A 26,738-nucleotide genomic window follows, 5' to 3' on the forward strand; every position below is an offset into this window, starting at 1 on the left:
ACTAAATTAAAATTTAAGCATATATGTCACAGTCTCATCAACTTGCAGATAGATTTCGAGAAGTAGTATTAGATGGTAAATGGGTAGCCAATACCAATATGAAAGATCAATTGGCCGATGTTTCATTTAGAGAGGCTATTACAAAAATTGGGACTTTAAACACCATAGCCGTTCTTACCTTTCACATCAACTATTATATTGAAGGAATTGTTAATTTTTTTAAAAACGGAAAGCTTGAAATTAGAGATAAATATAGTTTCGACATGCCACCACTAGAATCTAACGACGATTGGAATACTTTAGTAAATACCTTAATCCATAATAGTGAAGAATTTATTAACTACGTTCAAGCAATGTCTGATGAAAAAATAAATGATGTCTTTGTTGATAAAAAATATGGTACTTACCTAAGGAATATCAATGGAATGATTGAGCATACCTATTATCATTTAGGTCAGATTTCGCTAATCAAAAAACTTATTCGAGAAAAAAGTTCACTATCCTAAGTTTGCCAAACTTGCCTTAATAGTTTCAATTTTAGCTAAAGCATCAGCTTCTTTTTTCTTTTCATTGGCAACTACTTGTTCGGGCGCATTATTTACAAAACGTTCATTTGCTAATTTCTTTTGAACAGATTTCAAAAACCCTTCTGTATAGTTCAATTCTTCAGTCAACTTTTTAATCTCATCTTCTATATTAATATTATCAGAAGAAATTGGGATAAAATATTCATTTGACTTCACACGAAAACTTAAAGCTCCTTCAATTTTTTCAGTGGTGTAAGAAAGGTTATTAATATTTCCTAGCTTCTTTATTACAACATCAAAATCAGTAGAAACCTCTTCATGATTTAATATCACTAGTTCTATTGGGTTCTTAAAAGCGATATTTTTTTCTTTACGGATACTTCTGATACCAGAAACCACCTCAGACGTAAAATTAAATGCAGTTATTAAACTTTCATCAACCGTCTCTATCTCTGGATATTTAGCAACGATAAGGGCGTTTTCTGGAGTTCTTTCAGCAATATACTGCCATATATCTTCCGTCAAGAACGGCATAAATGGGTGTAGTATCTTTAAATTATTTTCAAAAATGCTTATAACCTCATTGTATGTTATAGCATCAATTGGTTCACCATAAGTTGGCTTTACAATTTCGAGTAACCAAGATGCGAAATCATCCCAAACCAATTTGTATATCGCCATGAGAGCATCGGACAATCTATATTTACTATAGTGATCTTCAATTTCCGCTAAGGTTTTATTGAATTTAGTCTTATACCAGGCAATTGCTATTTTAGCCGATTCGGGCTGCACTGTTTTGGCTACTTCCCATCCTTTAACAAGTCTAAAAGCATTCCAAATTTTATTTGCAAATTGTTTCCCTTGTTGGCATAATGCTTCATCAAACAACAAGTCATTTCCTGCTGCAGAACTCAATAATAAACCTACGCGAACACCATCTGCTCCATAATCGTCAATCAATTTTAATGCATCCGGTGAGTTCCCAAGGGATTTACTCATTTTACGTCGTTGCTTGTCACGTACCAACCCCGTTAAATACACATTTTCGAATGGTCGTTCGCCTTTATATTCATATCCTGAAATAATCATACGTGCAACCCAAAAGAATAGTATATCGGGGCCTGTAACTAAATCATTTGTTGGATAGTAGTATTTAATTTCATCGTTCTCAGGATTGCGAATTCCATCAAAAACAGACATTGGCCACAACCACGATGAGAACCAGGTATCTAAAGCATCTGAATCTTGACGTAAGTCATCAACCGTTAACGCATTATTATTTGTTCTTTCTTTAGCTAAATCCAATGCTCTTTCCCTACTTTCGGCAACAACAAAATCTTCCTTTCCTTCTCCATAATAATAGGCCGGAATCTGCTGTCCCCACCATAGCTGTCTTGAAATATTCCAGTCACGAATGTTTTCCATCCAATGACGATAAGTATTATTGAACTTTTTTGGAAACAATTTTACTTCATTGGTTTCTAACACCGCTTTGATTGCGGGTTTCACCAATTCTTCCATTTTCAAGAACCATTGATCTGATAACCTTGGTTCTATAACTGCTTTTGTGCGTTCTGAAGTACCAACATTATGTGTAATACTCTCTGTTTTAACCAAAAGATTAGAATCCTCTAGCTCCTTGGCAACATCTTTTCGAGCTATCACTCTATCTTTTCCTTCATGATGTAATCCGAAGCCATTCATGCTGCCGTCTGCATTTAGAACATCAATGATTTCTAAATTGTGGCGATCGCCGATTTCCTTATCGTTTACATCATGAGCGGGTGTTACTTTTAAGCATCCTGTACCAAACTCAATATCAACATAATCATCTTGAATAATTGGCACAATACGATTACAGATAGGTACAACTACCTTTTTACCTTTTAAATGGGTATAACGTTCATCATTTGGATTAATACATACTGCTGTATCTCCCAAAATTGTTTCTGGGCGTGTAGTTGCAATTGTGATGAATTCATTTTCGCCCTCGATTTGGTATTTCACATAGTATAGCTTATCTGTACGTTCCTCATGAATTACTTCTTCATCAGACAATGTCGTTTGCGCTTGTGGATCCCAATTTACCATACGGTAGCCGCGATAAATATGTCCCTTATTATAAAGGTCTATAAATACCTTTACTACCGCTTCACTCATATCATCATCCATTGTGAATTTTGTACGTGACCAATCACATGAACATCCTAGCTTCTTTAACTGCTCTAAAATGACCCCGCCATATTCATGTGTCCAGTCCCAAGCATGTTTTAAAAACTCTTCTCGAGTTATATCATTTTTATCAATGCCCTGTTCTTTTAGCTTTGCTACTACTTTTGCCTCAGTTGCAATAGAAGCATGGTCGGTACCAGGCACCCAACAAGCATTTTTCCCTTGCAAACGTGCACGACGAATAAGAACATCTTGAATAGTGTTATTCAACATGTGTCCCATATGCAAGACTCCTGTTACATTAGGTGGTGGAATAACAATCGTATAAGGCTCTCTTTCATCTGGTATAGACTTGAAAAACTCGTGCTTCATCCAATAGTTATACCACTTCTCCTCTACTTTTTTTGCACTATAAATCGCTGGAATTTCCATTTGGCGTACTTCTTGATAAAAATGAAGTGCAAAGGTACAATTATCAACAATATGTTAAAACTTTACCCGTTACAATTTTAAGGGTAAAAATTAAGTATATTTACCCTGTAAAAAGAACGATAGAATTATGAAAAAAATAGCTTTATTATTATTTATTGGACTGATAGGATTTTCTGTGAGTGCGCAGACTAAAGTTGAAGCAAAAAAAGTAGATCCTAACGCTCCAGTGTTTGAATTTGAAGAAGAGACCATTGATTACGGAACAGTTGAAAAGGGATCGGACGGGAAACGCGTTTTTAAGTTCAAAAACGTAGGAAAATCACCTTTGATCATTTCTAATGTAAAAACTAGCTGCGGTTGTACGGTACCTACGGTTCCTAAAGAACCTATTATGCCCGGACAAACTGCGGAAATGACTGTAAAATACGATACGAACAGGGTGGCCCCGTTTAATAAAGCCATTACCATTTTTTCGAACGCATCAGATGCTAAAAAAGTGGTATACATAAAAGGTGTAGTTAAAAAAGTAAGTGCTTTGACCCTTTTAGAACGAAAGGAAAAGAGTGTTGTAGAAAATAACTAATTAAAGCGGTTAAAAGCCGCTTTTTTTATTTAAGCATGTCTTCCAACCTAAATGAGTAAAACAGTTTTTTACCATTTCTATCAATAAATAGTTTAATTAACTTGCCTTCTTCTTTAGAGAACATATGAATGATCTCTTCCAGCTCATACTGATAAGCAGGCTTTCCATTTATATCAATTATAATATCGTTTGGTAATAAACCTGCTTTCGAAGCAGGAGAATTTTTCCGCACAAGTGAAATTCTATACAAAGGTTTAAAATCGTATACATACTCATAAACAATTTGCACTATAGATTTATTTTCTGTACTTCGGCCGAATGCATCTCTTGAATGCCTCTTCCCTTTAACCATCATTGTTCCACCATGTAAAAGCTCAATACCGCTCATATTATATAAAAAAGGCTCTCTGTAGTACGACGATTTCTTTTTAATAACAAACTTTTCATTTCTATAATCAAAAAGCAATCTAAAGCGTTTTAAAATACCTGCTCCCAAACTACCATTGCGCTCTTTAAAACGATATGCAGTAGCTACAGAAGCCGAATCTGGATATGCTACATTTGCATTTCTAAAGCTATAGTTCCCTAAAATAATTTCATCAATTTTACTTCGTCTTCCATAAATATTTCCACTAAGACCCCTACCCAAAAAATCTTCAAAATAGTTTTTGGGTAATTTTATTTTCTCGTGAGATTTATCAAAAAGCCATAATGTTTTTCCTCCACCGGTATCAATTAATAACTTGGTTTCTACAATTTCATCATTAGATCTTACTTTAATGTCAATGTAGGGCTTTCCCCTATTGAACGAAAGTTTATAAACCTCGCAGGTTTTACACTTTTTATATTCATACTCCTTGGGATCATAAAACTTTATCCTTTTGGTAGTATAATTAATATCAATTACAAAATCACGAAATAGATCACCTCCAATGATTCCATTAACATCGACTCCCAGGCGAGCTGCTAAATCAAATTCTTTCCCAGGTATCAAGTATACCATATGTTGACCATTGGCAATCTTACCAATTTGAAATAGATTTCCTTTAGATCGTATGGCGTCTATATAACTTCCTTCACCCAGTCCACGAATACGTATTTTTTGTGTGTTCTTTAATCGTGTAGAATCTTCAACACTTAAATTGAAAATGATCGTTTTATTAACGCCTGTATCTAACAAAAAATTAAGTTTAGATCCATTTACTTCAACGGGTATTACAATAAGGTTATTAATCATTTTAAAAGACATTCCGTGACTTTTCCCATTTCCTTGGATTCTAAAAATGTCTTGTGAGTATGAAGAAAACACACATAAGTTAAAAAGAAGAAAAAGTAATAGTACCTTTTTTAAACTAGTCATAGAATTGGTTAAGTAACTAAATCTACAAAAAGCTGCTTCAAGGTCGAAATATTTAGCATAATTTTAACGCTTATAAAATCTTGATAAAAGTATTTCTCAATCCGTTTTAATTTCTGAAATTTGTATCAATTTTAAAGTAAAGTTCATGCCAACTATATCTCAAAAGGGCATTGCAATGCCCGAATCACCAATTCGAAAATTAGTTCCGTATGCCGAAGCCGCTAAAAAAAGAGGAACAAAGGTTTATCATCTCAATATAGGTCAGCCCGATATTAAGACACCTCAAGTAGCTTTGGATGCTGTAAAGCAAGCTGACATTGATGTCTTAGAATATGCACGGTCAGAAGGATCTGAAACCTACCGTGAAAAATTGGCAAACTACTATGCAAAAAACGATATTGAGGTAAATGCAAATGATATTATTGTCACTACTGGTGGCAGTGAAGCTTTGCTCTTTACTTTTGGTAGTATTATGGACACCGATGATGAAGTAATTATACCTGAGCCCTTTTATGCAAACTATAATGGTTTTTCAACGGCTTCGGGAGTAAAGGTTGTACCAGTAATTTCAAAAATCGAAGATAACTTTGCGTTGCCTCCAATCGAGGAATTTGAAAAATTAATTACCTCAAAAACAAAAGCGATTCTTATTTGTAACCCTGGTAACCCAACAGGATACTTATATAGTAAAGAAGAAATCCAACAATTAGCCGCTATTGTTAAAAAGCATGATCTCTTTTTGATTGCTGATGAAGTATATCGTGAATTTGCGTATGATGGAGCCACACATTATTCAGTTCTACAAGAAGAAAGCATTAATGAAAATACAATTGTTATTGACTCTGTATCTAAACGATATAGCATGTGCGGTGCCAGAATAGGTTGTATCGTCTCTAGAAATAAACAAGTAATAAAAACTGCCCTAAAATTTGCTCAAGCACGTTTAAGCCCACCAACGTATGCATTAATTGCTAGCGAAGCCGCTTTAGACACTTCGCAAAGTTATTTTAACGAGGTGATTGAAGAGTATGTAGATAGACGTAATACTTTAATTACTGAATTAAAAAAAATAGATGGTGTGAAAGTAGCAAAGCCTAGTGGTGCTTTTTATTGTATTGCCGAATTGCCAGTTAAAAACGCAGATGATTTTGCTCAATGGCTACTTGAAAAATTTGATTTGAGTGGAGAAACAATTATGGTTGCTCCTGCAGCTGGATTCTATTCAACTGAAGGATTAGGTCTTAATCAAGTGCGGATTGCCTACGTCTTAAAAAAAGAAGCTATGATACGTGCTGTAGAAATTTTAAAGGCAGCATTGAAGCAATATAATAACTAAAATACTATCTTAACCTAGTTGAAAGGTCTCGATTTTTCCTGACCTTGCAAAAAGAAAAATTTGAACATTCAACAAAACATATCTTTAAAACCTTATAATACATTTGGTATTGATGTTTTAGCCAAAGAATTTATAAGTGCAACCTCTATAAATGAACTGAAGGCGTTGATTGCAAAAAATAAAGATTTCCTTATTCTTAGCGGAGGAAGTAATATGCTATTGACCAAAGACATTGATCAATTAGTTGTTCATATTAACTTAAAAGGAAAGGAGATTCTTCGTTCTGCCGAAGATAACATTTTTGTAAAAGTTGCCGCCGGTGAAAACTGGCATGAGTTTGTGCTTTGGTGTTTAGAAAATGATCTTGGTGGTGTAGAGAATTTATCACTAATCCCAGGAAATGTTGGTACCGCTCCTATCCAAAATATTGGAGCATATGGTGTTGAATTAAAAGATTTTATGCATGAGCTCCAAGCCTTAGAAATTGAATCAGGTGATTTGGTTACGTTTAAAAATGCGGAATGTGAATTTGGCTATCGTGATTCTATTTTTAAAAGAGAAGCTAAGGGTAAATACCTTATTACCAGTGTAACCTTTAAGCTAACGAAGACAGGTCATAAGCTTAACACTTCCTATGGCGCTATTCAATCAGAACTCGAAAAAACGGAGGTTAAAAATCCTACAATAAAAGATATATCGAATGCGGTAATTGCAATTCGTCAAAGTAAATTACCAGATCCTAAAGAAATAGGCAATAGCGGTAGTTTCTTTAAAAATCCTGTCATTTCGAAACATCATTTTAGGCAATTACAACATAAACATCCTGAAGTTCCATATTATACCGTTTCTGAAACTGAAATAAAAGTTCCTGCCGGTTGGTTGGTTGAACGATGCGGATTTAAAGGACAGCGCTTTGGCGATGCCGGAGTGCATAAAAAACAAGCGTTGGTACTTGTAAATTATGGCAACGCTAAAGGGCAAGAGATTTTCGAGCTTTCAAAGAAAATTCAACATACGGTTAAAGAAAAATTTGGAATAAACTTAGAAGCAGAAGTAAATATTATTTAGAATTTACAATCAATTTCGCAACAAAGTTTGGCGTCCTCCAAATAAAGGTAAATTCTAAGAAGTCATTGTATTTTCCAAAAACTAAGTTATATTTACAATGTGAGTCCATCTTATAAACGTTTTATTGCTTATTTTCTATTGCTTTGCATGGCGGTAACGCTTATTCCTATTAACTCACTTCATAGCCATGAAGACGACTCACATCACTGCAAAGACGACCTAGAGTTTGAACGCAACCTTTGTCACATACGTATTTATCATAAAGTATCTTTAGTAGATCACTGTGAACATAAGCAGCATGTTTCTGATGGCGTTGAAGAATGTGAACTCTGTAAATATATTACTTCAAGAAAATTCGAACTAATATTTAATCAAGATTCCTACACAATTAAGACAGCCTTTTTTCAGGGTGTCAAGAAGGTTAGACATTCTTTTTCCCCTTTCAATTTAAACAACAACATTCTCGGTAGAGCACCTCCCTCAATTTAATCAACATAAATAGACTAAACATACAGGTCACAATAGTTACTGAATTAAGCTAAATGTTAATTTTTAGTATTCAATAAGCCGTTGTGAACTATCAAATAATTTTTTATTAACCAGGTTGATAAAACTAGTTTATTACTTGAATTCAACCATTATATAACAAATCATGAAAGAAAAATTAAGTTTTTACGATGTAAAAAGCAAGTCTAAATTCGAATCAAGCGAATATGACATACGAGAAAAAAACAATCGATATTTTGCAGTTACACAGTCTCCTACCGGCAATTATGAATGCTGGAGGGTTTTGTCAAAAGAACAAGGAGAAAGGCTTAAATAATGCTATGATAATTGATAACACAACATTTTTAAGTTCTAGAATGATAGAACAATGGAAGTCTTTGCTTCAAATTTCAAACTGGAATATCTCCTGTGAATTAATTTCTGAAATGCAAGTAACAGACGCCCTTGAAGGTGATACTCCAGGTCATGAATTTGTAGGAATAGCCATTAATTTTGAAGAAAAAAAAGGCACTATATTTCATACTAGACCGCTACTCGAAGATGATATCATTCACGAATTATTACATGTTCGTTTTCCAAAATTTAGTGAAGAAGAAGTTGATTTTTGGACAAACTTATTAATGGACAGAACTAGAGTTGAAATGACTCCTAACAGAAGTACAATTGCTGTAAATCAGTAATTTTTCTTACCTGTTAAAATTAAAACTGAAGGTGTGATAAAATATACACCTTCAGTTTTTAAAAAAAGATAAAATCCCCAGCTCGAATAGCTCATTCTAGATCTATTGTTTTGCTTATCTGGTATTTTTCATTGAAATTAGCTCACCAACTTTAATTTGATGAATACTTTAATCAATCACATCATTCAACAACTAATAGAAATTCAGAGTGGGAAAATTTGGATAGGAAGTTCATACGAAAGTAAATTGAATAAAATTAGTAGTGACTTAGTTTTTACACGACCTATTGACGATTTACATAGTATCGCCGAAATCATTTCTCATCTCACGCTATGGAGAAATGAGGCCATCTTAAAAATCAAAACAGGAAAAGGAAGTAAAACAGATGATTGTGAAGAAAATTGGCAAACAAATGAAAAGCTAAAAATTAAAGGTTGGATTCAAATAAAATCAGAATACGACACAACCCTTTCAAACTTAATTACATTATTAAAGGCAAAAGACGATTCTTTTCTTGATGAAACATATTATGACACAGACTTTAAAGGAGTGTATAAATACCATTTTTTAATAAACGGAATGCTTCATCATGATATCTACCATTTAGGGCAATTAGGAATTATCATTAAGTATTTAATTAAAAATAGCCCCGCTCCTTAGTTCTTTTAGAGTTTGGTTTTTTACATTTCCGGTGATAAAGTCACACTACAAAACAAATTAAAAACCTCACAATAGCGAGGTCTTCAGAGCTAAAAAATTCAATTATATATAAATACCAAGCATTTTGCCTGGTATTTAATACTTTGAAAGCTTAATTATTCATTAATCTTCTTGAGGTTTAATTACTTTCCAAAGTAAGGCTCCAATTAAGCCTCCAATTAATGGTGCTACAATAAATAACCACAATTGTGACAAGGCTTCACCACCTACAAATAAGGCCGGACCTATACTACGAGCTGGATTTACGGAAACCCCTGTTACCGGAATCCCTACAATATGAATCATGGCTAATGCTAAACCAATTGCAATTCCGGCAAATTTTCCATTCGCATTTTTATGTGTTGCTCCAAAAATAACCAGTAAGAAAAGAGCTGTTAACACTACCTCAGCTATAAAGCCAGCTTGCATATCATAACCATTTGGAGAACCGGTTCCATAGCCATTTTGCCCTAATCCATTTACAACAATATCATAACCCGATAAACCTTGAGCAATAACATACAATACTCCTGCACCTAAAATTGCCCCAATAATTTGAAATACGATATAACCACCAGCGTCTTTCGCATTAATTTTTCCTGAAAAGAGCATAGCCACTGTAATGGCAGGATTGATATGACATCCTGAAATTGGTCCAATAGCATAAACCATAGCCAGAACGGCAATACCGAACGCAAAAGAAATTCCTAAAAACCCAACATCACCACCAGCAATAACCGCACTACCGCAGCCAATAAATACAAGAACAAATGTTCCAAGCATCTCTGCTAGATATTTTTTCATAATAAAAAGATTTAATTAATTGATTATAATTAAGACACTTACAAATAGATAAGGTCACATTATCTCAAAGATACAATATTCTTTTTTCGTCTTATTTAGTTTGGCTTTTTTGTATCTTTGCATAAAGATTTTTAGCATGAAATTGTTTTTTATTACACTAGGGTTATTAGCATTGGCATTTGCAGGAATTGCGATTAAAATATGGGCAAAAAAAGATGGAGAATTTGCCGGTACCTGTGCTAGTCAAAATCCAATGTTGAATAAAGATGGCGATGCATGTGGGTTTTGTGGTAAAACACCCGATCAATTTGATACTTGTACTGAACCTCAACATAAATAAGTAAGTTTGTAGCTTATGCTACTCACAGTCCTATTTTACCTTTTTGTACTTTTTACCTTCATTCAAGTTATTTATTGGATAGTCCTATTTGGAAAATTCGCATTTTCCACTGTAAATAATAATGATGAACATTCAAATAATACTCCTGTTTCTATTATTATTGCCGCTAAAAATGAAGCAAATAATCTTCAAGAATTTTTGCCACTCATTTTAGATCAAGAATACGCCAATTTTGAGGTTATTATAATCAATGATGCTTCCACTGATGAAACAGAACAAATAATTATCAGTTTTCAAGAAAAATACAAGCATCTAAAATTGGTAAACCTTAAAGCCACTCAAACATACAGCGGTAATAAAAAGAACGCGATTACAAAAGGAATTGAAGTAGCTACTCACGACATTTTATTGTTTACAGATGCAGACTGCTACCCAAACTCATCAAACTGGATATCTGAAATGCTTTCGAATATTAATCAAGAAAAGCAGATAGTTTTAGGTTATGGTGCATATCAAAAGTTACCGTCATTTATTAATAAGTTTATTCGATACGAAACCTTACTAACAGCAATTCAATACTTTTCGTATGCAAAAGTAGGATTGCCTTATATGGGTGTTGGAAGAAATCTACTATATAAAAAAACACTCTTCTATAAAGCTAATGGGTTCAAATTGCATCAGTCTTTAAAATCGGGTGACGATGATCTTTTTATCAATCAAATAGCAACTTCAAAGAATACCACATTTAGTCTTTCAAAAGAAAGTTTTACCATTTCTAAGCCAAAAACAACTTTAGCCTCTTGGTCTAAGCAAAAAAGAAGACATATTTCTACAGCTAGCTATTATAAAAACACACATAAGTTCTTATTGGGTTTATTTTATAGCTCGCAACTCTCGTTTTGGTTGTTAGCAATAATTTTACTCGCTTTCTCGTTTAATTGGCAAACTGTAACTATATTAGTAACTATTCGTCTAATCTCTCAATACATTGCCATTTATAATGCTGCATCAAAATTGAATGAAAAGGATATTATCTTTCTATCTCCTATTTTAGATTTTTTATTAGTCTTTTCACAGTTATTATTATTTGTAAATAATGTATTTAATAAACCTAAGCATTGGTAATGGGTGAAAAAGATAAAATAATTGAAGCTATACAAAACGCTAAAAAAGGTGAAGAAGCTGCTTACACACTGCTTCTAAATACTTTTTGGAAAGATGTATATCGTTTTTTGTTCAGTAAAACTAGTAATGAGAATGAATCCGAAGATCTTACTATAAGAAGTTTTGCAAAAGCGTTCGATAAAATAGATTCTTTTGACGAAAAATATAAGTTTAAAACCTGGCTTCTTACCATTGCTAATAACTTACTAATTGATCAACTTCGCAAACAGAAAACAGAGACCGTATCGATACATAAAGATGACTCTGAAGCGTACAGAGTAAAAGATGAAGAACCAACCCCAGTAGATAAATTAATCATTGAACAAAATCTTGCTCAATTATTAGCTTATATAAAACAGTTAAAGCCCCATTATCAAGAGATTATAAACCTGCGGTTTTTTCAGGAAATGAGCTATAAAGAAATTGCTAAAGAAACCAATGAGCCCATGAATAATGTTAAGGTAAAATTACTTCGGGCAAAAAAGCTTTTGGCTGAAATTATTAAGAATTCTAATTCTTAATTTCAACATTTATTCTTATTGTACTTTGAAAACCACTTATTAATTTATTCTTAATTTCACCAAGTTTAATTAATAAGATTTTCGATTACATTCATAATAACTATGAAAAAACTCTTACAATCTCTCGGACCAGGCCTACTGTTTGCGGGAGCCGCCATTGGTGTTTCGCACTTGGTACAAAGTACTAGAGCCGGAGCCGATTTTGGTTTTGGTTTACTTTGGGCCCTGTTATTAGTAAACTTATTTAAATACCCATTCTTTCAATACGGCCCAAGATATGCTTCGGCCACAGGTGAAAGTTTAATTGATGGGTATAAAAAATTAGGGAATGGTGTTTTATGGGCTTATTATTTGCTCACTTTCGCAACCATGTTTACCATCCAGGCCGCAGTGACCATTGTTACTGCAGGTTTAGCAGCAAACCTATTTGGTATTACCGTTAATACCACCGTATGGAGCATTATTATCACAATTATTTGCCTTCTTATACTTATGGTTGGTAAGTATAAGGTATTAGATAATCTCATCAAGGTAATTATTATTACTCTTACCTTAAGTACTGTTATTGCTGTAAGCATGGCGCTAGTTAACTCTGGTACTCCATCAGATTTCACTCAAATTATACCCAAAGGGAGTATAGAGATAGCTTTTTTAATTGCCTTTTTGGGTTGGATGCCCGCTCCACTTGATATTTCAGCTTGGCATTCATTATGGGCACTTGAGAAGCAAAAGGCAACAAGCGAAGACTTTAATACGAAAAAAGCTTTATTTGATTTTAATATAGGCTATATCGGTACTGTTTTTTTAGGAATTTGTTTTATTGCATTGGGAGCATTGGTAATGTTTGGATCGGGAGAGCAGTTTAGCGGATCGGCAGGAAAGTTTGCCCAACAATTGATAAACCTTTACACCCAAAGCTTAGGTAGCAATACTTCAATTTTTATCGCTATAGCTGCATTTACAACAATGTTTAGTACCACCCTAACCACACTCGATGCTTCGCCTAGAGCCATGGCCAGGTCTACAGAATTATTATTTAATAAAACATTTAAAGCTAATTATTTAGTTTGGATACTTTTACTTTCAACAGGTACTATCATAATACTTTCTTTTTTTGTTAACAGCATGAAAGATATGGTCTATATAGCTACCATTTTATCCTTTTTAACAGCTCCTTTTTATGCCATTGCGAATTTTATATTAATCTCTGGAAAGCACACTCCAAAAAAATGGCATCCTTCGTTAGGTATGAAGATATTGAGCTACTTAGGTATTCTTTTCTTAATTGGATTTAGTGTTTGGTATTTATTGAACCTATAATGTGTATGTGTAAAAAGTATTTCTTTGTAAATTTGCATTCTGATTAACAATTATGTCTGAAACATCTGTTATACAACCTGTAAAAAAACCCAAATGGCTTCGTGTAAAATTACCTGTTGGTAAAAAGTACACCGAATTGCGTGGTTTAGTAGATAAGTATAATTTACATACTATTTGTACTAGTGGTAGTTGCCCAAATATGGGCGAATGCTGGGGCGAAGGAACTGCTACATTTATGATATTAGGTAATATATGTACGCGTTCATGTGGTTTTTGCGGAGTAAAAACAGGAAGACCAGAAACAGTTGATTGGGAAGAGCCTGAAAAAGTTGCTCGTTCTATAAAATTGATGCAAATAAAACACGCGGTAATTACCTCTGTTGATAGGGATGATTTAAAAGATGGAGGATCTATTATCTGGGCAGAAACAGTAAAAGCAATTCGCAGAGCTAATCCAGAAACTACTTTAGAAACTTTAATTCCAGACTTTCAATTAATTCATAAGAACTTAGATAGAATCGTTGACGTGGCTCCTGAGGTAGTTTCTCATAATATGGAAACGGTACGACGTTTAACCCGTGAGGTGCGAATTCAAGCTAAATATGACAGAAGCTTGGCTGTTCTAAAATATTTAAAAGATCAGGGTATTAATAGAACAAAATCTGGAATAATGCTAGGTTTAGGAGAACGTGAAGAAGAAGTACTACAAACAATGGAAGACCTAAGAAACAATAATGTTGATGTTGTTACCATTGGTCAATACCTACAACCAAGTAAAAAACACTTACCGGTAAAAGAGTTTATAAACCCTGAACAATTTGATAAATACCAAAAAATTGGTCTAGAAATGGGCTTTAGACATGTAGAAAGTGGTGCTTTAGTACGTTCATCATATAAAGCACAAAAGCATATACTCTAAAGAATCTTAACAGTTCTATAACACCTGTTTAACTGTTCATTAACTCTTAAAAAGCAATTTTCGTTCGATCTTTGCGTTATATTATTGATAACAAATAAAGTTTGTTTTCATTGTATAAATTATTTGAGTTAGTTAAAAGAAAACGTCCTTTGCTTAAAGGGCGTTTTTTTATGTAAAAATTTTAGAGTTTTGAAAGTTTGGCACGTGAATTGATATATAGATAGTGAAGCAAATTAAAGGTTTGTTTTCATTGTATGAATTATTTGAGTTAGTTAAGAAATGCGCCCTCTCTCGAGGGCGCTTTTTATTTTAACATTTCTTCTTTCAGTTAAATTAATATCTTTATCTGCAAATTATTTCTAGCAAATGGAATTTAGCAGAGAGCTCTTATTTTTTTTCAGCGCTTTGGGTGCCTTTAATGGCCTCGTATTAAGCATGTACTTCTTACTTTTTGCTAAACCAAAGCACATATCTAATAAATTTTTGGGTGCTTTCTTATTAATGTTAAGTGTTAGAATAGGAAAATCTGTATTCTTTTATTTTAATCCAGATCTATCTTTTGATTACTTACAACTCGGACTTACAGCCTGTTTTTTTGTTGGTCCATTTTTATACTTCTACATAAAATCTATAGCTGAGCCCACAGGTAACATCAAAAGAATCTGGAAGTATCATATTGCTATTTTACTTCCAATTGCCGTAATTGTAGGCTATCTATATCCATTTGAAACCAATATAAAACTTTGGAGACCCTATTTCATTAAAACGATCTATATCCAATGGTTTATCTATATAATTGCTTCAATTTACACGGTACGACATATTTTTATAAAAATATTTAATAAGAATGAAAAACTTACAAGCTTAGATATATGGTTACTTAGTATTCTCATCGGTAATTTATCACTTGTAGCATCTTATTACTTTACGAGCTTTATCAATTATATATCGGGCGCATTAACGTTTTCATTTTTACTTTATCTATTAATCTTATTTGTTTTCTTTAATAGAAATCAAAAAGCCATTTTATTTAATAAACATAATAAGTATGCAGATAAAAAGATTGACACAAATAAAGCTGTAGAATTAGTTCAAAAATTAGAGGTAATTATGGCCAATGAAGAGTTGTTTAAGAATGCAAATCTTAAATCTTCAGATGTCGCAAAAAAAATACAGTTATCCACACACCAACTCTCTCAATTGTTGAATGATAATCTTGGTAAGAATTTTTCTGTTTTTATTAATGAATATAGAATTGAAGCGGCTAAAAACATGCTTATACAGAATAACAATATAACCTTAGAAGCCGTAGGTTATGAATGTGGATTCAATTCTAAATCTACATTTTTCACCACCTTTAAAAAGATAGCCGGCACAACTCCTTCACAATTTAAGAGCAGTTTTAATTTATAAATCCGAACTTCTAATTTATAACTCAAAAACCATTTTTGGGTTTCAAGATTCATTTTAGCTGAAAATTACTTCGGTTATGCGTTTATTTATCTTTTTACTAGGCATTTGTTTATCCTTTAGTTGTACTGTTAAATCAGAAAGTGAAGAAGATTTATCTAAAGGGAAAATCTTATTCATTGTTTCTAATCAACACACATATGGCAATACAGATATAAATACTGCAAATCACTTCGGTGAAATAGTTCTTGCCTATGATGTATTAGTAAATAATGGCTATCACATAGATTTTGTTAGTCCAGATGGCGGAGCAATCCCTCTTGGTTACTTGTACACCTCAGACTCTATAGAGAAAAAGTATCTATACGATGCTAAGTTTATGAATAAACTCAAAACAACCTTTAAAGCTACTAAGATCAACCCAAAAGCTTATAAAGCTGTGTATTATGGAGGTGGTGGAGCAGCAATGTTCGGGGTTCCAGAAAATGAAACCATTCAAAACATTTCGTCTTCTGTTTATAATAATAATGGGATTGTTTCAGCAATTTGTCATGGAACCGCGGGCATTGTACATCTAAAAGATAAAAATGGAAACTATTTATATAGCGGAAAGCAGGTAAACGGTTTTCCAGATCTATTCGAAAATAAAAATGCACAATACTATAAAACATTTCCATTTTCTATTCAAGAGCTCATTAAAGAACGGGGAGGAAACTTTAGCTATTCTGAAAAAGGATGGGACAACTATTTTAAAGTTGATGAGCGATTAATTACCGGTCAAGATCCAACCGCTGCCGCTTCTGTAGCAAAAGAAATTATCAAGGCATTAGAAAATCAAAACAATTAAAATTATACAAATGAAAAGACTTTTTACATTTTTATTACTTGCCATCACTTTCGCATATGCAAACTCGCAATCAGAAATTGAAAAAATAAATAAAGTGCTTTATGATTATATCGATGGCACTGCGAATGGTGAACCAGATCGTTTAAGGGAAGCTTTTGATGAAAACTTCAATCTCTACTTTGTTGCCAATGATACTTTAAGGGTTTGGTCTGGTAAACAATATATAAATAATGTAAAGCCAGGGCGAAAAAGTAATCGTATTGGAAAAGTAATTTCTATTGATTACGAGGGCGATGCTGCAATGGCCAGAATAGAAATTTTAATGCCAGCCAGAAAACGCATTTATACCGATTATATGCTACTTCTAAAAGTCGATGGACAATGGAAGATAATTCACAAATCATTCACTTTTAAAAACTATCCTGAGTAATGAAACCAATTTTAGTATTTCTCTTAATAGCTTATACAACTAATCTTTGCTCTCAAGTTGAACAAAGATTTGACAGTATTCTTTCTCCATGGAAAGATACCAGTAAACCTGGAGTTGCTGCTGGTGCAATTCATAATGGAAAAATAATTTACTTAAAAGGGTTTGGCGCTTCAGATATTGAATCCCAAAAAAGGATAACACCTCAAACCAAATTTCAAGTTGATGATCTTGCCAAGCAGTTCACCGTTCTAGCAGTGCTACTTTTAGAACAACAAGGAAAACTCTCACTTGAAGATAACATCAGAACATACTTACCAGATTTACCAATATATAGGCATTCAATAAAAATTAAACACTTACTAAATCATACAAGTGGTTTAAACAATTTAGATCCTATCAAAGAGCTCTTGGGTATTCGTCCGAACGATCTATTTACCAAAGAAGATGCACTAAAAATAATCAGTTCTCAAAAAGAATTGAATTTTATTCCTGGGTCTGACTTTTCTTACCACAGATCGGATACCGAAATTATTTTATTATCAGAAATAGTAGCAAAAGCATCAACTCAATCCTTTATTGCATATACATCAGAGCATTTATTTAAACCTCTAGAAATGAATAATACGATATTCAATAATACAAGGAATATTCTGAAAAATACGGCTAAGTCATATCAAGTTCAGGAAGAAATAAATTATAATCCTATTAATGATTTAACGCTTGGAGCAACTAATCTATATACATCTGCAGAAGATTTAGCCAAATGGTATTTGAACTATACGAACCCAACACCTCAACTTGGAAAACTTATTAAAAAACTAGATACTTTTGTGACTACCGATTCAGGCAAAAATTTTACTTCTTCTTGGGGCACCATGACGTATGGAAGATATTTTGACCATCTTGAAAGAGGGTTGGAATCAATATGGCAATTTGGTTTAATGGGCGGCTATGGAAGCAATATTTTTAGATTTCACACAAAAAACTTTATTTCATTCGTTTTAGGAAACAACAATAGATATAATGGCATGCCCGCAATGTCTATGGCCTACGACTTATTAAAAGATGACTTCCCAAGGCCCCAATCAATAACATTTAATGACGATGACACTAAAAAGCTATCATTAAATCAACTCAAGAGGCATGAAGGTTTTTATTGGAGGAATAAAAGTGGGCTCGCAAGACAAATATATATTAAAAGTGATACCCTCCGTTATAAGCGATTAGAAAGTGGCCGAGAAACCGCATTGGTGCCATTAAGTAAAAACAAATTTCAATTTGTAGTTGACAGTGATGATATTATTATTGTAACATTTAATAATGATCAATATTCGGTAACCATTGGTGATAGCGAACCTCAGATCTATAAAGAATATCAACCTTCTAAACCCACACTTACAGAATTAAAAGATTATGAAGGAACCTATTATAACAGTGAATTAGATGTAGCGTATACACTTACTTTAAAAAAAGATAATCTAGAAGCAAGAAACTTAAGAACTGGGGTAACACAACTATATGCAGTTTTTAACCAAGTGTTTAGAAGTAATACCTATATGCTTTCTGGCCTTGAATTCATTAAAAATGAAGAGAATAAAATAAGTGGGTTTTCCATAACTACTGATGGCCTCACTAATCTCAAATTTAAAAAGGTATGATTTCTCTCTATATAAAATGATTATCTTTAAAGGATGAATCATTCATTATGAGCAATTTTTCGAGTTATAGATTAATTTTCTTGATGCTTTTTTTATTGTTTTCTTCATGTAAACAAAATGATAAAAATGAGGAATGGAAAATTATCTATAAAAATGATAAAGAAGGAAATAGCTTGATCGGATCAAAATCTAATGTAATTAATGCCATAAGAAATGGAGCAGAAATAAAAATAGGTTGGGGAAGTAAAGGAAAAAATCATAGTATTGAACATTTAAGCGAACCTATTTGGTTAGCCATTTTAGACGAAAAAGAAGTAATAGCTCATTTAGACCCTCAAGTACTTTCTAAGGTAGATTGGAGTCAGTTATCCGCAAGTTACGCTGACACCTTAAAATTGGTTGAAGAATGGAGAGTGGTGATTACAACCAAAGGTGAATTTGATGCCGTATGGTATGACAAAAAGCGTGATACGCTCATTAAAAGAATTCCACAAAACCATATAATGACCTGGTTCGCTAATATTAGTGATAATAACGCCAAACCATTATTCTTAAAATAAATGGCCATGAAAAATATTTCAATATTCTTCCTTTTAACATTACTGATTTCATGTACTACAGATAAAATGAAAACCGCTGAACATACTTATGGTTGGCAAAAAGTATTTCAAAATGATGCCGAAGGAAATTCGATTTTTGGAGATAAATCCGAGCTCCTAAATGCAGTTAGATTAGGATATCCGATTCGAATTGGTTGGGGAAGCAATAGAGTTGAACATGTGGCTAGTGCCGATTTTCTTACCATTTTTGAAGGTAAGGAGGTGTTTGCCCAAATCAAAACAATTATTGGCCAAGCACCGGCTATTGAAAATGATTCGTTAAAATTGCGATTTAGAATGCAAAATCATTGGACAAAAATTGCAGGTACTAATGGATATTCGTCTGCTATTATGGTTGATTATTTTAAAGACAGTTTAGTTGGTGGTGGTACGGATAGGTATAGCGCCACCACTTGGTATGTTCTTTATCCTAAAAATCCGAAGGAAATAACACCAACTCCACTATGGAGAGAAGGATCCTCCAATTGGGAGCAATGGAAAAAAGAAAATCAATAATTATTTTCTGCTCTTTTCAATATAGGCATTGATCAAAGTATCGAAATCATTTCCGTGGGCTATAAACTCGGTTTTAATGGGTAAGTAATAAACATCATTACTACTTGAAAAAGCACGTACATAATCCTTTTCAGTAGTCAGAATAATCTTTTTATCGGAAGTCAATTTCGAGAACTGATCGTTAATTTTAGCATAATCAACTTGTGAGAAGTTATGGTGATCTTTAAAAGTTAAGTGCTCAAAAATAACTTTTTGCTTTTTTAGAAAATCAACTAAAGGCTTTGTTTTAGCAATACCTGTTACCAATAGCAACTCATATTCTTTTAAATCTTCTATTAAAATCTTATTCTTCTTGCTAATAATAGAGTCATTATACGCTATTTTAGTAAAGAATACCGTTTGATGTAACGTGCTATTTAATTTGTTGCTTAGTTCGAATTGCTCTTTTTCTGATAACGTTTCAGGGCACTTTGTAACAATAATAACTTGTGCCCTATCTGCTCCATCTACTTTCTCGCGAAGATCTCCTGTGGGTAACATGGTATCGTCTACATAGAGCTTGTCATATGATGTAAGCAAAATATTAAATCCTGCTTCTACTTTTCTGTGTTGGTAGGCATCATCTAATAAAATAAGATCTGGGTTTTTAAGTTCAATAAGTTGATTGATTCCATTTACACGATTGGCATCTACGGCAATGGTAACCTCATCTTTGAACTTAGTGTAAAATTGCATAGGCTCATCACCGATACTTTCTACAGAAGTATCTTTATTAGCAATTACAAAACCTTTTGAAGCCCTTTTATAACCTCTACTTAGCACAGCTACTTTATAAGCATCCTTTAATAGGCGAATTAGATATTCAATTTGTGGGGATTTTCCGGTACCACCAACACTTAAATTTCCAACCACTATAACCGGTAGATCAAATTTTGTAGACTTTAATACACCTTTATCATATAGTTTATTGCGAGTACCTGTAATCTCTCCATAAAGTAAGGAAAATGGATATAATATTTTACGGATTAAACTCACGATAGTAAAAGTATAAAATACTAGTAAGTTACTGTGTCTATAATTTCTAGTCCGTAACCAATAATACCTACACGTTTTTTTAGTGTTGGGCTATTAGATATGATTCGAAGCTTACTAATATTAAGGTCATGTAAAATCTGAGCTCCTATACCAAAATCTTTTGCGTCTAGTTTAATTTTTGGCACTTCATTCTCTACTTCAGATTGTAAATCTTTAATCATTTTTAACCTATTAATTAGATTAAATGATTGGTTCTCTTGATTAATAAAAACAACCACTCCTTTACCAGCTTCATTGATTAATTTAAATGTTCTACTAAAGGTGTCATCTGGTTTGCTTGTCAATAATCTTATAATATCATTATTGATAAGTGTTGAATTAACGCGTACTAGTACAGGCTCATTTTCTTCCCATTCGCCTTTACTTAATGTTATATGAACTTGATTATTTGTTGTTTGCTGGTACGCTCGTAAACGGAATTTACCAAATCTGGTTTCCATTGTAAAATCTTCAACTTTTTCAATCAATGAATCATGTTGCATTCTATAAGCAACCAAATCTTCTATAGAAATTATCTTTAGGTCATGTTTCTTCGCAACTTCAATAAGTTGTGGTAAACGTGCCATAGAACCATCTTCATTTAAAATTTCAACTAAAATACCTGCTGGTTTGAATCCTGCTAAACGTGCAAGATCTATCGCAGCTTCTGTATGGCCTGTTCTTCTCAAAACACCTCCATTCATTGCCTTTAGAGGAAAAATATGTCCCGGGCGTCCTAAATCATGAGGTTTAGTGGTATCATCAACTAATGCTTTTATCGTTTTAGACCTATCATGTGCAGAGATCCCTGTAGTACATCCGTGCCCTAATAAATCAACGGAAACCGTAAACTGAGTATGATGTAAAACGGTATTGTTTTTAACCATCATATCTAAACCCAATTCCTCACATCTATCTACAGTTAAAGGAGCACATATCAACCCTCTACCATGTTTAGACATAAAATTGATCATTTCTGGTGTTACAGTTTCTGCTGCTGCAATAAAATCACCTTCATTTTCTCTATCTTCATCATCTACTACAATTACCAGTTTACCATCTTTAATGTCTTTAACGGCTTCCTTGATCGTATTGAGTTTAAATGTTTCTGGTTTTGTTGAAATCATCTTAATTTATTTTTCGTTTTTTCGATTGAAACAATCGTTTAAAAAAGTCTGTAATTGGTTGTAAAAACAGATCAACATTGAAAATACCTTTATCTTGTGTTGCTCTTCGCATTAGTAGCAAGCCCAATGGCAATAAAATCAGGGTCGCTAACCATCCTCCAAATACAGCTGTTATTGAACTCGAATGTGCCATATTTCTTCCTAAAGTAGACACAAAATAATAGATTACAAAGATAAGGATTGCTAATACCATAGGTAGTCCAAAACCACCTTTTCTTATAATAGATCCTAACGGAGCTCCAATAAAAAATAAAACCAAACATGCGATTGAAAATGCCAATCGTCTATGATATTCGGTATTATAAACATTGAGAAACTTCTGTTTATTTTTAAAAGTCTTTTTATAAGTAGAAATATCAGAAATAGTTCTGTTAATATTGCTAACTGCATTATCTAATACCAAAATCTTATTTACTGAATCAAAATTTGCAAGTATTTGTGGCTCTAAATCTTTTTTAAATAATGAATCTGAATACATTTCTCCTACCCCTACTCGAGTATAAAAACTTTCGGCTTTGTTCTTTATAAATTCATCATAGGGTGTTTTTAAAGAATCAGTATAATAACCAAGCTGTCTTAGGCTTAACATCTCACGATCTTGCTTGTATTCTGATGCATTTATATCACTTAACTTAGAAACATCAATATTCACGGTATACTCATCAAAATACGATTTCGTAAAAGGCATACTCTTCGTTTTTTGATAGGTTCTTTTTGTAGGAATGATATCTTCGTAATGATAACCTTTTTCTAAAATTAACGTCATGTATTTACTACCATCTTCCGAGACAATCTTACCATGTTCTGCCTTAATAACTTTAGTATTTGCATTTCCTTTATCGAGATCATAATAGATGTGTACATCTTTTAAGAGATTATCTTCTTCTCCATATTTTTCGGCAAACTTGATACTATAGCCAGGTATTTCTGTGTTGAAGGAACCAGGAATTAATGCTAATGCAGGTTTCGTTTTTTGCATATCGAGCAATAAGTTCTTGAATTTAAATGCCGCTCTGGGGAAGGCATAATTTAGGAACAAAAAATTTAATCCGCTCAAGACCACCATTAAAAGTATTAATGGCCGTAAAAATCGCTGTAAGGAAATTCCGGCTGATTTTACAGCGGCAAATTCATAATTTTCAGACAAGCTACCAAGTGCCATAATTGACGAAAGCAAAATTGCAATTGGCAATGCTGTTGGCGTCATCATCTGAGCTATGTATCCAAGAAATTTAAGAATTAAAAGTATGCTAATTCCTTTTCCAGCTATCTTATCAAATTGCAGCCATAATGTTTGCATTACTAACACAAACAATATCACAAAAAAAGTAGCTAAAAATGGTACTAGAAAGCTCTTGAGTATGTATCTGTTTAATATTTTCAACGTCAGATTTTAACAGGTCAAAACTACATAAAAAATAAGTATTCCCTTGTTAGAGAATACTTAATTATTTCAAGGGTATTTCACCTTCTATTTTATCAATAACTAAAGTTTATTGATCAGGTATCCTTTAGCTCTATATTTTGCTTCATCAAAAGAGAAAAAGTTACTCGCTAATTCCTGATTTGGTTTAAACTTAGACACTGTTAATGTGGTTACAGTTGTATTTTTTCCTGTTTCAATTAGATTATAAATATGTTTTGTATTCACATCTACACCTAGTAATACACTAGCAATCGGTGAATTACTATCAATCGGATTTAATTTAACATATTGTATTTTTCTACCATTTACATTTTTAAGTTCTGCCCAATCATATGTAAATCCGTTTTTATAGAAAGAGAAAAATTTTGAAGGAGTTAAGGTATCATCTTCTTCGGCATCAGCATCGGTTATATTCACTTCTTCATCTTCTGGTATAATGGTATATATTTTTTTACCATCGTACAATTGATTTGTACCTAAAAAATTCACATTATACAAGTCACCTTTCATTGTCGCGTTACCACGTGTTTCTTGATGCACATTTTCTTTAGTATTATCTAGCACATATTTAAACTCTACATACATATTCTCATAGGAGTTCATTTTGGCAGAGACCTCATCTAATAGCTTCTGTGCTTTTGCACCGTTTTGTGCAAATGCTACCGTTGTTGAAATAAATACTATTAAAAAAGTAAAAATCTTCTTCATTTTAATTGGTTTTATTATTCGTTTCATTTTTTAAAAATTCTTCAAGCGCTAATATATCACTTATCAATACTTGTCGTGCTTTGCTTCCTTCAAATGGCCCAACAATTCCGGCCGCTTCTAATTGGTCTATGATACGTCCAGCTCGGTTATACCCTAACTTTAGTTTTCGTTGTAATAAAGATGCCGACCCTTGTTGTGCATTAACAATAACATGCGCTGCTTCAGCAAAGAGTACATCTCTATCCGCTATATCTATATCAAGACCTGTGCCACTCTCTTCGCCAACATATTCTGGCAGTAAATGAGCATTAGGATACGCTCTCTGAGAACCTATAAAATCAGTAATTCTGTCGACCTCTGGTGTATCAACAAAAGCACATTGTAATCGTACTAAATCACTTCCTGTAGAAATTAACATATCTCCTTTACCTATTAATTGGTCTGCCCCTTGCGCATCTAAAATTGTGCGCGAATCAATTTTTGAAGTAACTCTAAACGCCACTCTTGTAGGAAAGTTCGCTTTGATCAATCCGGTAATTACATTAACAGAAGGCCTTTGTGTTGCTACAATCAAATGAATACCAATTGCTCTTGCCAATTGAGCCAAACGTGCAATTGGGCCTTCAATCTCTTTTCCAGCAGTCATAATTAAATCTGCGAACTCATCAATAACTAAGACGATATAAGGTAAAAACTGATGCCCATTCTCTGGGTTCAATTTTCTAGCCTTAAATTTTTCATTATATTCTTTGATATTACGAACATATGCATCTTTTAAAAGATCGTAGCGATTATCCATCTCTATACAAAGAGAATTTAAAGTGTTCACCACTTTATTAGTATCGGTAATAATGGCTTCTTCAGAATCTGGTAATTTAGCTAAGTAGTGTCGCTCTATTTTATTGAATAAGGTCAGTTCCACTTTTTTAGGGTCTACTAATACAAATTTCACCTCTGCCGGGTGTTTTTTGTATAATAATGAGGTCAATACAGCATTTAGACCAACTGATTTTCCTTGTCCGGTAGCTCCTGCCATTAACAAGTGAGGCATTTTTGCTAAATCAACAACAAAAGTTTCATTAGAAATTGTTTTACCCAAAGCCAATGGAAGCTCCATTTTAGCTTTCTGGAATTTTTGAGTTGACAACACCGATTTCATAGAAACGATACTCGGCTTCTTATTTGGCACCTCAATACCAATAGTTCCTTTGCCGGGAATTGGTGCTATAATACGTATACCTAATGCAGAAAGTGACAATGCAATATCATCTTCTAAGTTTTTAATCTTAGAGATACGTACACCTTTATCGGGTACAATTTCGTACAAGGTAACCGTTGGGCCAATGGTTGCCTTGATACTTGCTATACCAATTTTATAGTTACTTAATGTTTCAACAATCTTGTTTTTATTAATTTCTAGCTCCTCTTGATCAATGGTTATATTTTGATTGCCATAATCATTTAACAGGTCTAGCGTAGGAAATTTATATTGAGATAATTCTAACGTAGGGTCAAACTCGCCAAAATCTTCTACCAATTTGTTTGAAAGATTTTCTACCAATTGATCTTCTTCAAAGGTTTTTTCAACCTCTACTTTCATTTCATCAATTTTTGGTTCTTCCTTCTCTACTATTTTCTTTGTACGTTCAAATTCTAATTCAGGGCTTACTGTTTTTTCTTCAACAATTAGAGTTTCCGGCATTTTTAATTCTATTTCAGAAACTGGTTTCTCTTGAATCGCCTCGGTAACATAGCCCTCATCAGTTATATCATCTACAACATTTGTAGCTTTATTTTTTAATTTCCTTTTCGGAATTTTTTCTTTAATAAGTTCTGGTGTCAATTTAAAACGAGAAATTAAAAAGGCCAACATGCTAAAAAGCAATATTAAGAATACTCCGGTTTTTCCAATATAATCGTTTAGAAAATCATTAAGTTCAAAGCCCACTACTCCACCAAATAATGGCTTACCAGGTAAAAAGAAGCCTAAAGCTAAAGAAATCCAAACGGCAAAAACAAGTCCTAAAAACCAGGACTTTCGAAGAAGTTTTAACTGCAAACTAAATGCGGCAACCAATCCTGTAAAAAACATTAGAATTGGTAGTATAAAAGACGCTAGTCCAAAACCTTTATAAATAAAAAAATGGCTCACCTGCGCTCCTAATTTCCCTAGTAGATTCTTAGCTTGTTCAGTACGTTCGGCAAACTGTGCTAACTGACTTTGATCTGCTTGCCAATTAGAAAAAAATGAGAAAAAAGAAACCAACAAGAAAATACTAAAGAGCATTAAAAAAACACCAAAAATTAAATGTGTTTGTTTACTCTTAAAAAAATTAATTATGCGATTATTTCCCTTTTTTTTTGTAGTGCCTTTTTTCTTTTTTGCCATCAATAATTCAGTATGTCACAAAAATACACAATTTTATAAGAGTGGCTATTTATCATTACGGT

The 26,738-nt window shown here is 33.1% G+C and carries 25 protein-coding genes; 17 read left to right on the forward strand and 8 right to left on the reverse strand.

Annotated elements, in window-relative coordinates; genetic code table 11:
- Positions 1 to 23 precede the first annotated feature (23 nt).
- On the forward strand, positions 24 to 506 hold the full coding sequence (locus tag AC1EUU_RS07115; RefSeq protein ID WP_480200695.1) for a DinB family protein: 483 nt from the start codon (positions 24 to 26) through the stop codon (positions 504 to 506).
- Here the strand turns inward: AC1EUU_RS07115 and AC1EUU_RS07120 are convergent.
- Positions 498 to 3,131 (reverse strand): valine--tRNA ligase, encoded by a 2,634-nt coding sequence (locus AC1EUU_RS07120; RefSeq protein ID WP_480200696.1) that lies wholly within the window; start codon positions 3,129 to 3,131, stop codon positions 498 to 500. The two genes, AC1EUU_RS07115 and AC1EUU_RS07120, sit on opposite strands and share 9 nt — an antisense overlap.
- 127 nt (positions 3,132 to 3,258) lie before the next feature.
- On the opposite strand from AC1EUU_RS07120, the gene AC1EUU_RS07125 reads away from it, so the two are divergent.
- Complete coding sequence (locus tag AC1EUU_RS07125) at positions 3,259 to 3,714, forward strand: DUF1573 domain-containing protein (protein WP_480200697.1); 456 nt, start codon at positions 3,259 to 3,261, stop codon at positions 3,712 to 3,714.
- A gap of 25 nt (positions 3,715 to 3,739) precedes the next feature.
- Here AC1EUU_RS07125 and AC1EUU_RS07130 read toward each other — a convergent pair whose 3' ends face one another.
- Positions 3,740 to 5,074, reverse strand: a complete 1,335-nt coding sequence (locus AC1EUU_RS07130) for a retropepsin-like aspartic protease (RefSeq protein WP_480200698.1) — start codon at positions 5,072 to 5,074, stop codon at positions 3,740 to 3,742.
- A gap of 145 nt (positions 5,075 to 5,219) precedes the next feature.
- Between AC1EUU_RS07130 and AC1EUU_RS07135 the strand changes: the two genes are divergently transcribed.
- The 4 genes from AC1EUU_RS07135 (at position 5,220) to AC1EUU_RS07150 (ending at position 9,325) form a co-directional block, all read left to right on the forward strand.
- A complete protein-coding gene (locus AC1EUU_RS07135) occupies positions 5,220 to 6,410 on the forward strand; it encodes a pyridoxal phosphate-dependent aminotransferase (RefSeq protein ID WP_480200699.1) in 1,191 nt (396 codons plus the stop codon).
- 60 nt (positions 6,411 to 6,470) lie between these two features.
- Complete coding sequence (murB, locus tag AC1EUU_RS07140) at positions 6,471 to 7,478, forward strand: UDP-N-acetylmuramate dehydrogenase (RefSeq protein WP_480200700.1); 1,008 nt, start codon at positions 6,471 to 6,473, stop codon at positions 7,476 to 7,478.
- A gap of 713 nt (positions 7,479 to 8,191) precedes the next feature.
- The gene (locus AC1EUU_RS07145) at positions 8,192 to 8,665 is read left to right on the forward strand and encodes a hypothetical protein (protein WP_480200701.1); all 474 of its coding nucleotides are present in this window, start codon (positions 8,192 to 8,194) and stop codon (positions 8,663 to 8,665) included.
- A gap of 159 nt (positions 8,666 to 8,824) precedes the next feature.
- On the forward strand, positions 8,825 to 9,325 hold the full coding sequence (locus AC1EUU_RS07150) for a DinB family protein (RefSeq protein WP_480200702.1): 501 nt from the start codon (positions 8,825 to 8,827) through the stop codon (positions 9,323 to 9,325).
- A 162-nt stretch (positions 9,326 to 9,487) separates the two neighbouring features.
- Here AC1EUU_RS07150 and aqpZ read toward each other — a convergent pair whose 3' ends face one another.
- Positions 9,488 to 10,168 (reverse strand): aquaporin Z, encoded by a 681-nt coding sequence (gene aqpZ, locus AC1EUU_RS07155; RefSeq protein WP_480200703.1) that lies wholly within the window; start codon positions 10,166 to 10,168, stop codon positions 9,488 to 9,490.
- A gap of 136 nt (positions 10,169 to 10,304) precedes the next feature.
- Between aqpZ and AC1EUU_RS07160 the strand changes: the two genes are divergently transcribed.
- The 11 genes from AC1EUU_RS07160 (at position 10,305) to AC1EUU_RS07210 (ending at position 19,892) form a co-directional block, all read left to right on the forward strand.
- Positions 10,305 to 10,508, forward strand: coding sequence for a membrane or secreted protein (locus AC1EUU_RS07160; protein WP_480200704.1), 204 nt, complete (start codon positions 10,305 to 10,307; stop codon positions 10,506 to 10,508).
- Between the two features lie 15 nt (positions 10,509 to 10,523).
- Positions 10,524 to 11,633, forward strand: coding sequence for a glycosyltransferase (locus tag AC1EUU_RS07165; RefSeq protein WP_480200705.1), 1,110 nt, complete (start codon positions 10,524 to 10,526; stop codon positions 11,631 to 11,633).
- A complete protein-coding gene (locus AC1EUU_RS07170) occupies positions 11,633 to 12,193 on the forward strand; it encodes an RNA polymerase sigma factor (RefSeq protein WP_480200706.1) in 561 nt (186 codons plus the stop codon). The genes AC1EUU_RS07165 and AC1EUU_RS07170 overlap by 1 nt, the downstream gene beginning before the upstream one ends.
- A gap of 102 nt (positions 12,194 to 12,295) precedes the next feature.
- Positions 12,296 to 13,513 (forward strand): Nramp family divalent metal transporter, encoded by a 1,218-nt coding sequence (locus tag AC1EUU_RS07175; protein WP_480200707.1) that lies wholly within the window; start codon positions 12,296 to 12,298, stop codon positions 13,511 to 13,513.
- A 52-nt stretch (positions 13,514 to 13,565) separates the two neighbouring features.
- Positions 13,566 to 14,432 (forward strand): lipoyl synthase, encoded by an 867-nt coding sequence (gene lipA / locus AC1EUU_RS07180; RefSeq protein WP_480200708.1) that lies wholly within the window; start codon positions 13,566 to 13,568, stop codon positions 14,430 to 14,432.
- 366 nt (positions 14,433 to 14,798) lie between these two features.
- Positions 14,799 to 15,845 carry an AraC family transcriptional regulator gene (locus tag AC1EUU_RS07185; protein WP_480200709.1) on the forward strand — a complete coding sequence of 349 codons (1,047 nt, stop codon included), beginning with the start codon at positions 14,799 to 14,801 and terminating at the stop codon, positions 15,843 to 15,845.
- A 76-nt stretch (positions 15,846 to 15,921) separates the two neighbouring features.
- Positions 15,922 to 16,689 carry a type 1 glutamine amidotransferase domain-containing protein gene (locus AC1EUU_RS07190; RefSeq protein ID WP_480200710.1) on the forward strand — a complete coding sequence of 256 codons (768 nt, stop codon included), beginning with the start codon at positions 15,922 to 15,924 and terminating at the stop codon, positions 16,687 to 16,689.
- A 10-nt stretch (positions 16,690 to 16,699) separates the two neighbouring features.
- Positions 16,700 to 17,119, forward strand: coding sequence for a nuclear transport factor 2 family protein (locus tag AC1EUU_RS07195; RefSeq protein WP_480200711.1), 420 nt, complete (start codon positions 16,700 to 16,702; stop codon positions 17,117 to 17,119).
- Entirely contained in the window at positions 17,119 to 18,777 is a 1,659-nt protein-coding gene (locus AC1EUU_RS07200) for a serine hydrolase domain-containing protein (protein ID WP_480200712.1), read from the forward strand. Before AC1EUU_RS07195 ends, AC1EUU_RS07200 begins: the two co-directional genes overlap by 1 nt.
- 83 nt (positions 18,778 to 18,860) lie before the next feature.
- Complete coding sequence (locus AC1EUU_RS07205) at positions 18,861 to 19,337, forward strand: hypothetical protein (RefSeq protein ID WP_480200713.1); 477 nt, start codon at positions 18,861 to 18,863, stop codon at positions 19,335 to 19,337.
- A 6-nt stretch (positions 19,338 to 19,343) separates the two neighbouring features.
- Complete coding sequence (locus tag AC1EUU_RS07210) at positions 19,344 to 19,892, forward strand: hypothetical protein (RefSeq protein WP_480200714.1); 549 nt, start codon at positions 19,344 to 19,346, stop codon at positions 19,890 to 19,892.
- Here the strand turns inward: AC1EUU_RS07210 and lpxK are convergent, their stop codons facing one another.
- The 5 genes from lpxK to AC1EUU_RS07235 all read right to left on the reverse strand — a co-directional run bounded on the left by lpxK (position 19,893) and on the right by AC1EUU_RS07235 (position 26,676).
- Positions 19,893 to 20,927, reverse strand: coding sequence for a tetraacyldisaccharide 4'-kinase (gene lpxK / locus AC1EUU_RS07215; protein ID WP_480200715.1), 1,035 nt, complete (start codon positions 20,925 to 20,927; stop codon positions 19,893 to 19,895). It abuts the gene before it with no gap.
- 20 nt (positions 20,928 to 20,947) lie between these two features.
- Entirely contained in the window at positions 20,948 to 22,093 is a 1,146-nt protein-coding gene (gene ribB, locus AC1EUU_RS07220) for a 3,4-dihydroxy-2-butanone-4-phosphate synthase (protein ID WP_480200716.1), read from the reverse strand.
- 1 nt (position 22,094) lies between these two features.
- Positions 22,095 to 23,537, reverse strand: coding sequence for an LptF/LptG family permease (locus AC1EUU_RS07225; RefSeq protein WP_480200717.1), 1,443 nt, complete (start codon positions 23,535 to 23,537; stop codon positions 22,095 to 22,097).
- Between the two features lie 102 nt (positions 23,538 to 23,639).
- Positions 23,640 to 24,287 carry an outer membrane lipoprotein periplasmic chaperone LolA1 gene (gene lolA1 / locus AC1EUU_RS07230; protein WP_480200718.1) on the reverse strand — a complete coding sequence of 216 codons (648 nt, stop codon included), beginning with the start codon at positions 24,285 to 24,287 and terminating at the stop codon, positions 23,640 to 23,642.
- Position 24,288: 1 nt separating this feature from the next.
- Complete coding sequence (locus AC1EUU_RS07235) at positions 24,289 to 26,676, reverse strand: DNA translocase FtsK (RefSeq protein WP_480200719.1); 2,388 nt, start codon at positions 26,674 to 26,676, stop codon at positions 24,289 to 24,291.
- Positions 26,677 to 26,738: the final 62 nt, after the last annotated feature.

The sequence above is a fragment of the Maritimimonas sp. 2205BS37-2 genome, assembly GCF_056591755.1.